The sequence below is a fragment of the Bathymodiolus azoricus thioautotrophic gill symbiont genome, from assembly GCF_001298715.1.
Classification (GTDB): domain Bacteria; phylum Pseudomonadota; class Gammaproteobacteria; order PS1; family Pseudothioglobaceae; genus Thiodubiliella.
Map to the genome: position 1 here is coordinate 1 of NZ_CDSC02000113.1, position 6,599 is coordinate 6,599.

General features: G+C 39.0%; 9 protein-coding genes and 1 tRNA gene. 3 read left to right on the forward strand and 7 right to left on the reverse strand.

The window, feature by feature from the left end:
• Positions 1-263: 263 nt before the first annotated feature.
• Together rpmA and rplU are read right to left on the reverse strand one after the other, a co-directional pair.
• Complete coding sequence (rpmA, locus tag BAZSYMA_RS02275; protein ID WP_090715212.1) at positions 264-521, reverse strand: 50S ribosomal protein L27; 258 nt, start codon at positions 519-521, stop codon at positions 264-266.
• A gap of 11 nt (positions 522-532) precedes the next feature.
• Positions 533-844, reverse strand: coding sequence for a 50S ribosomal protein L21 (rplU, locus tag BAZSYMA_RS02280; RefSeq protein WP_090715214.1), 312 nt, complete (start codon positions 842-844; stop codon positions 533-535).
• A gap of 108 nt (positions 845-952) precedes the next feature.
• On the opposite strand from rplU, the gene BAZSYMA_RS02285 reads away from it, so the two are divergent.
• Positions 953-1,495 (forward strand): peptidylprolyl isomerase, encoded by a 543-nt coding sequence (locus tag BAZSYMA_RS02285; protein WP_090715217.1) that lies wholly within the window; start codon positions 953-955, stop codon positions 1,493-1,495.
• Positions 1,492-2,199, forward strand: a complete 708-nt coding sequence (locus BAZSYMA_RS02290) for a UDP-2,3-diacylglucosamine diphosphatase (RefSeq protein ID WP_090715219.1) — start codon at positions 1,492-1,494, stop codon at positions 2,197-2,199. Before BAZSYMA_RS02285 ends, BAZSYMA_RS02290 begins: the two co-directional genes overlap by 4 nt.
• Here the strand turns inward: BAZSYMA_RS02290 and BAZSYMA_RS02295 are convergent.
• From BAZSYMA_RS02295 to BAZSYMA_RS02315, 5 genes are read right to left on the reverse strand one after another with little or no spacing between them, the layout of a single operon-like run.
• Positions 2,176-3,981 (reverse strand): ribonuclease catalytic domain-containing protein, encoded by a 1,806-nt coding sequence (locus BAZSYMA_RS02295; protein ID WP_090715221.1) that lies wholly within the window; start codon positions 3,979-3,981, stop codon positions 2,176-2,178. The two genes, BAZSYMA_RS02290 and BAZSYMA_RS02295, sit on opposite strands and share 24 nt — an antisense overlap.
• 8 nt (positions 3,982-3,989) lie before the next feature.
• Positions 3,990-4,364, reverse strand: coding sequence for a glycine cleavage system protein GcvH (gene gcvH, locus BAZSYMA_RS02300; protein WP_090715223.1), 375 nt, complete (start codon positions 4,362-4,364; stop codon positions 3,990-3,992).
• 13 nt (positions 4,365-4,377) lie between these two features.
• Complete coding sequence (gene gcvT / locus BAZSYMA_RS02305) at positions 4,378-5,457, reverse strand: glycine cleavage system aminomethyltransferase GcvT (protein ID WP_090715225.1); 1,080 nt, start codon at positions 5,455-5,457, stop codon at positions 4,378-4,380.
• Between the two features lie 2 nt (positions 5,458-5,459).
• Positions 5,460-6,119: an inner membrane-spanning protein YciB gene (locus tag BAZSYMA_RS02310; protein ID WP_090715228.1), complete on the reverse strand. Its 660-nt coding sequence runs from the start codon at positions 6,117-6,119 to the stop codon at positions 5,460-5,462.
• Positions 6,120-6,128: 9 nt separating this feature from the next.
• On the reverse strand, positions 6,129-6,332 hold the full coding sequence (locus tag BAZSYMA_RS02315; protein WP_237731663.1) for a PP0621 family protein: 204 nt from the start codon (positions 6,330-6,332) through the stop codon (positions 6,129-6,131).
• A 99-nt stretch (positions 6,333-6,431) separates the two neighbouring features.
• On the opposite strand from BAZSYMA_RS02315, the gene BAZSYMA_RS02320 reads away from it, so the two are divergent.
• A tRNA-Leu gene (locus tag BAZSYMA_RS02320) sits at positions 6,432-6,518 on the forward strand.
• The last annotated feature ends 81 nt before the right edge of the window (positions 6,519-6,599 follow it).

Here is a 6,599-nt window from a genome sequence, read left to right on the forward strand (position 1 = left end):
TAAATAAAAACTCTTATTTTAAATAATAAAAAAGCGCCCAATGGACGCTTTTTTAAAATAACTTGAGCGCATAAATAGGGATAATTGGCAAAATCCAATTTTTGCCCAATTGGTGATTTCTTTAAATCTTGTCCTAGCAGGGCTAAGGCTGGGTTACCCTCCTAGAGGACTGCTGGGTGTCGCTGGAAAAATCGTCAAGTGGGTGAAAAGTGGGCTTATGATGATGGCTCCTAATTTATGCAAAGGTCTCATATCGTTCAAATTTATACTGCTTCAATTGAAACAGTTTGACGCATAAATTTACCTTTCTTAGCAAAAACAACCGTGCCATCTGCTGTTGCAAACAATGTATCGTCCTTGCCTCTGCGAACATTAGTGCCCGGGTGGAATTTGGTGCCTCTTTGGCGAACTAAAATATTGCCAGCTAATACTACCTGACCACCAAATCTTTTAACGCCAAGGCGTTTTGATACGGAATCTCTACCGTTATTAGTACTACCGCCTGCTTTTTTATGTGCCATGGTATATTCTCCTACGAATTAATTTTTGTAATTTCGATCTCAGTGAACAACTGTCTGTGACCTTGTTGTTTCATTGAATGCTTACGACGACGGAATTTAAGAATGTGTACCTTTTTACCCTTACCTTGTGAAATCACTTTTGCTTCAACACTGGCTTTTGCTACTAAAGGTGTGCCAATTTCAACTTTATCGCCTTCAGCAACCATCAAAACATCCTTAAAGGTAACTTTTTTGCCTGGCTCAACTTCTAATTTCTCAATTTTTAGTGTTGTACCTTGCTCAACTCTGAATTGCTGACCACCTGTTTTAATAACTGCGTACATAATATCTGCGTGTCGTAAAAAAAGAAACTATTATACGTCAAGACAATCGCTTTTGAAAGGGTGTTTTTAAGTATAATTTGCATTCTTATTAAAACACTCTAAAAAACGATGATTATTTTTGAAACAAACATGGGGAAAATTTGTATTGAAGTTGATGCTAAGAAGGCACCAAAAACTGTCAAAAACTTTATTGATTATGTCAAAAGTGGCTTCTACGAAGGCACAATTTTCCACCGTGTTATCAAGAATTTTATGATTCAAGGTGGTGGCTTTACTAAGGATATGAGTGAAAAATCCACCGAGTCTGAAATTGAAAATGAAGCAAAAAATGGCTTAAAAAACACCAAATACACAGTGGCAATGGCAAGAACAACGATGCCACATTCAGCCAGTTCACAATTTTTTATTAATACCTCAGACAATAGTTCCTTAAATTATCCTGGACAAGATGGCTGGGGCTATTGCGTGTTTGGAAAAGTAGTTGAAGGTCAAGATATTGTTGATAAAATCAACGGTGTATCAACAGCTAATCACGGTATGCATGGCGATGTGCCCGAAGACGCTGTGATTATTAACAAGACAACTATTAAAAAAATAACCAAGAAAAAAGTAACTAAGAAAAAAACAGCCAAAAAACAACCTCTTTTATGACGCGTACATTACTCATTGCAGATTTACACCTTGTCTCTGGTGAGACAGATAAAACCAATTTGTTTATCAAATTCTGCCATGAAAAGGCGATAGAAGCAGACCAGATTTTTATCTTAGGCGACTTATTTAACACTTGGCTAGGTGATGATTTATCACTTGATGCCTATCCAAGTGTTATCTCAGCACTCAAAACACTTAACAAAACCACCAAGGTTTTTATCGCTAGTGGTAATCGTGATTTTTTATTAGGTGATGAATTTACCAAACAAACAGATTGTGTGTTACTCAATACACCTTATCTACTTGAAACTAATAGTAAAAACTATATATTGGTACACGGTGATGAATTGTGTACAGATGACAAACAATACCAACGATTAAAAAGTTTTTTGCAACATCCAATCACAAAATTTATTTTTCTGCATTTATCAACAAAAACACGCCTTAAACTCAGTGGTCAATTACGCAAAAAAAGCGTTGCAGCGCAACGATATAAGTCTCTTGAAATTATGGATATTAACCAAAATACAACAGATAAACTGATGCAAAAATACGCAGGTTCAGACTTAATTCATGGACACACACACAGACAAAACATCCACAAAAATGCGCAATATACGCGTTATGTTTTAGGAGATTGGCGTGCCGATAAAGGCAATGCTATTGAAATTAGCGAGCAATTAAACTACCTTGAAATTCACTGACCTATCCACCAAGTTCACTTGACTTACTTGAAGTTGCATTTCTTCATCTAACTGAGGCAAGTTTTTAAACTTAATCTGCGTCATCATGCCAATGTCAGGAATCATAAATAACGCCTTATCGCCACGAATATCAACCACCACACCTGTAGCTGTCCAGTTCGGATTTTGATTTAAAAAGAGACACTTAAAATGCTCGTCACTAGCGCGACTGACTTTATGGACATTGGATAGTGCCACATTAACTGAGCCAATAATTTCCTTCACCCGACTCACGCTCAACATTGGCTTATCAGTAATAAAATTAATAATCTGCTGGTGTGTTAACAAATCATAATAACGCCGCATCGGACTGGTGACGCGTAAATAGGCAGGTAGCCCTAAACCATAATGTAGTAGTGGCTTGACAGAAGTTGCAGAACGCTTGAAATTCTTAATCGCCAAAAATGACTCGCTTAGCGTCAAAGAATCTTTCTTTGCCAAAAACTCCGCAGAAAAATCACCCTCATCTTGCAACGCATAAGGCACAGGGATAAGGTTGTCACTGGTAAATTGTGCCATTGTACGCCCTGCCATTACCATCATTTCAGCCACCAAATCTCTACTTGGGCTGCTCACCTGTGGTGTAACTGATGCCTTGCCGTCAATAAAACGCACATCCACACTTGGCAAATGTAAATTGATTGCACCTCTACTATCTCTGAATACTTGATGGGTAACACCAATGGCTTGTATCTTTGCCAAGTTCTCATTTGAGTCAGCAACCAACCACTTATCCACTTCATTGTAAGTCGTATTAGTGACATTCACCCTACTTTGCATCACTTCAATATTGTTGATATTCTCACCGTCAAACTCAAAGCAAAATGACAAAGCATTTGACTCTCCACTTAATGCAGTCGCTTTTGTCACTGAAGTGGGCAACATATGAATAATTGACTCTGGCAAATAAAAATTAGAACCACGCTCCTGTGCATACACATCTAAATCTGAACCTGATGGCACAATATTAGCCACATCTGCCACATGTACCCACAATTTATCACCCTCAATACTAATCGCATCATCTGCATCATTTGAGTCCTCGTTATCAATCGCATAACTAGCTAAATGCGTTAAATCAACACGCTCAATGACTGGCACATCTACAGAAATCTCTTCATCTGTTGGGATGTTAAAGCGCGCAGGATAAGGATTAAAACTCGGCTCAAAATATTGTATTTTAAGTAGCAGTTTGTAGGCGGCTTCAGGTGAATTTTCCACCCCGATATGGCTTAAAATTTTGGCGGTTTTTGACTGATTAAGCGCCACTCTAGCGATCTCTTTTAGATAAGGCTCATCTTGTTCATCAAAGATATTTTTAGACAGATTATCAATGCAATGTGCCAAACTCTCAGCGGCTAATTTTTCAGCATCTCGCTTCGCCTGCACGCTTTCAACTTGCGCTGTTGGACGCACAAATACTTTGTCTTTTTGCCAATAAAAATATAGTCCATCTTCAACCAATAAACAAGTACACCAAGCCGTTTGTGCGTTAAATTCATCAAACAACCACTCGGTAATCTCTTGCAAGCTTAAAGTTTCTTCTTGAAGCTCTGTCAACACAGAAAAATCAGCCTGTGGACAATCATCACTAATTTGTGTAAATTCAGGATGAATAAACCGAAAGTCTTTCTCTCGGACCTTGAACGTTGAGCTATCAGCAAATTCTAACGCAAATTTATTACCGTCAGTATTCAAAATACACGCAGGCTTGCCTTTATAGGCAACCAAAGAATTAATCACGAAAACAACTAATCTAGTGTCTCACTATAAGTAGTAGCGTCCATTAAATCATTAATACCTTCTGATTTAAATTTCACCAACCAACCCTTATCGTAACAACTGGTATTAACCAATTCTGGCTCTGCGTCAAGTGCTTCATTTGCCTCAACAACCTCCAGATCAGCAGGCGCATAAACGCCACTTGCTGCTTTCACGGATTCCACCACACAAAACTCATCTTCAGTAGATGTTTCATCGCCTTCACTCGGCAATTCAACAAATACCATATCCCCTAACAACGCTTGAGCGTGGTCAGTAATACCCATTGTATAAGTACCATCACCATTGTCTAAAATCCACTCGTGGCTTTTGGTGTATTGCCTATCGTCTCTAATGTCGCTCATAATAAATAATCTCCTAAACTAAAATCTTGCCATTACGCACAAATGGTGGTTTGACTATTTTAGCCGATACCATTTTATGACGCATCTCAATTTCACATATTCCTTCACTGCCTTTTGGTACACTGGCAAGTGCAATTGCCTTGCCCATTGTTGGTGAGAAAGACCCCGATGTTACCTCGCCTTCACCCAAATTTGTCATTACTTTTTGATGGTCACGAATCACACCTTTGCCTTCCAGTACTAAGCCAACAATCGTCTTGTTAGTGCCCTTTTGCTGTAATATTTCCAGTGCATCTCGACCCACAAATGCGCGACTCTTATCCGATAAATCTAGCGTCCAAGTCAACGCCGCCTCCAAGGGCGATACCGCCTCATTCATTTCTGAACCATATAAACTCATCCCTGCTTCTAAACGCAAAGTATCGCGTGCACCTAATCCACAAGGCTTTACACCCGCTTCAAGCAACATCTTCCAAGTAAACTCAGCCGAACTTGAAGGCAACATAATCTCAAACCCATCCTCGCCTGTATAACCTGTGCGTGCAATAAATAGCCCACCCAAACTGGCTGCATTAAAAGGCTTTAACTCACCACAAATTTCCTCAGTACCTGGTATCGCTTGATAGACTTTTTCGCGCGCATTCGGACCTTGAACGGCAATCATTGCTAAATCAAATTTTGGCTCAACACACACATCAAAACCTTGTGCTTGTGCATTAATCCATGCAATGTCTTTTTCTGTCGTACCCGCATTAATCACCATGCGATAGTCTGTGTCGTTTTGATAATAAACAATCAAATCATCGATCACACCGCCAGCTTCATTGAGCATACAACTATAAAGTGCCTTGCCTTTGGTTTTGAGTTTATCAACATCATTTGCAATCAACACACGCAAAAACTGTTTTGCCTCAGCGCCCTTAAAATCAACCACACTCATATGTGAAACATCAAACATCCCTACATCATGTCGCACCTGATTATGCTCTTCTAATTGCGAGCCGTAATTGAGTGGCATTTCCCAGCCACCAAAATCAACCATTTTTCCATTGGCATCTAAATGTGCCTGATACAAAGGCGTTTGTTTCATCATGTTTATACTTCCTTTTCTTTAAGATATTTTGACATCAAAACGACTGTCAATACAATAAGCACAAAAGTCAATCCCATCGTACCAAATAATTTAAAGTTAACCCAAGATTCTTCTGTTTGTTGTGCATTTTGGCAAAATTGCACAGCAACATCAGTGGCAAGCGCAACACAATCCAACTCGGTTAATTCTATTTTTTCATCCAAAGTTGTAGCGGCAAACAAATTCTCTCTTGCTGCCAACGCCAAACGCACATAATAGCCATTGACAATCGCAATAGCAACAAAACCCAAGCCCCAAAACCAAGTAAGCCTTTTCCAAACTTCTTGTGGCAAATCCAACTCCTTACCTACCATTCTTTGCATCAAAGTTTTTTCACCAATCCACAAACTACCAATCAATGCCAAGGCAAACGCCACATACAAAACACTCACTTTCCACATCAAAAATGCTGGGTCTCTTACCGCAAGTGTAATACCGCCAAATACCACCAACAAACTCAAAGTGATAAGATGCATTTTCTCAAACTTACCCGTTTGTACTCGTGCCACCAACATCTGTAGCATAGTCGCGCCAATCATGGCATAAATCGCTGGATACAATCCCATGGTCTTATAAACAACAAAAAATAATGCAATCGGAAAAAAATCAAGTAAAAATTTCATAGACAATCCTTATTTTAAATGCTCCTTTGAGCAATATACTTTACCATTTTGAATAATGGCTTCATTTTCAGGAATGTGCGTATTACAAACGCTACAAGCCACCATTTTATTAGCAGATGGCTGTTGTGCTGTAGTATTTACAGGTTTTCTAAATTTCTTCAACAAGAAAAACCCCACAAACACCAATAAAGCAACAAAAATTAATTTAACCATGCCCATTCATACATCAACCCAAAAGAATGGAATTTTACCGACGCTTAGTATATAATTTCCCCTTTTTAATGTGTCTATAGAAACTTTTACACAATTCATGCCCGGGTGGTGAAATTGGTAGACACACAGGACTTAAAATCCTGCGCCTTCACGGGCGTGCCGGTTCGATTCCGGCCCCGGGCACCATACTCAAAAAAGGCTTGTAGATATACAGGCCTTTTTTATTTTCAAGCAAGCGAAAAGATATTATTTCAAGTGTTGTTATTT

Excerpts from the sequence above, each read along its gene's own strand:
- rpmA (WP_090715212.1), bottom strand. The coding sequence starts at position 521 with ATGGCACATAAAAAAGCAGGCGGTAGTACTAATAACGGTAGAGATTCC.
- BAZSYMA_RS02315 (WP_237731663.1), bottom strand. The coding sequence starts at position 6,332 with ATGGTTAAATTAATTTTTGTTGCTTTATTGGTGTTTGTGGGGTTTTTC.
- BAZSYMA_RS02285 (WP_090715217.1), top strand. The coding sequence starts at position 953 with ATGATTATTTTTGAAACAAACATGGGGAAAATTTGTATTGAAGTTGAT.
- BAZSYMA_RS02290 (WP_090715219.1), top strand. The coding sequence starts at position 1,492 with ATGACGCGTACATTACTCATTGCAGATTTACACCTTGTCTCTGGTGAG.
- rplU (WP_090715214.1), bottom strand. The coding sequence starts at position 844 with ATGTACGCAGTTATTAAAACAGGTGGTCAGCAATTCAGAGTTGAGCAA.
- BAZSYMA_RS02310 (WP_090715228.1), bottom strand. The coding sequence starts at position 6,119 with ATGAAATTTTTACTTGATTTTTTTCCGATTGCATTATTTTTTGTTGTT.
- gcvH (WP_090715223.1), bottom strand. The coding sequence starts at position 4,364 with ATGAGCGACATTAGAGACGATAGGCAATACACCAAAAGCCACGAGTGG.
- gcvT (WP_090715225.1), bottom strand. The coding sequence starts at position 5,457 with ATGATGAAACAAACGCCTTTGTATCAGGCACATTTAGATGCCAATGGA.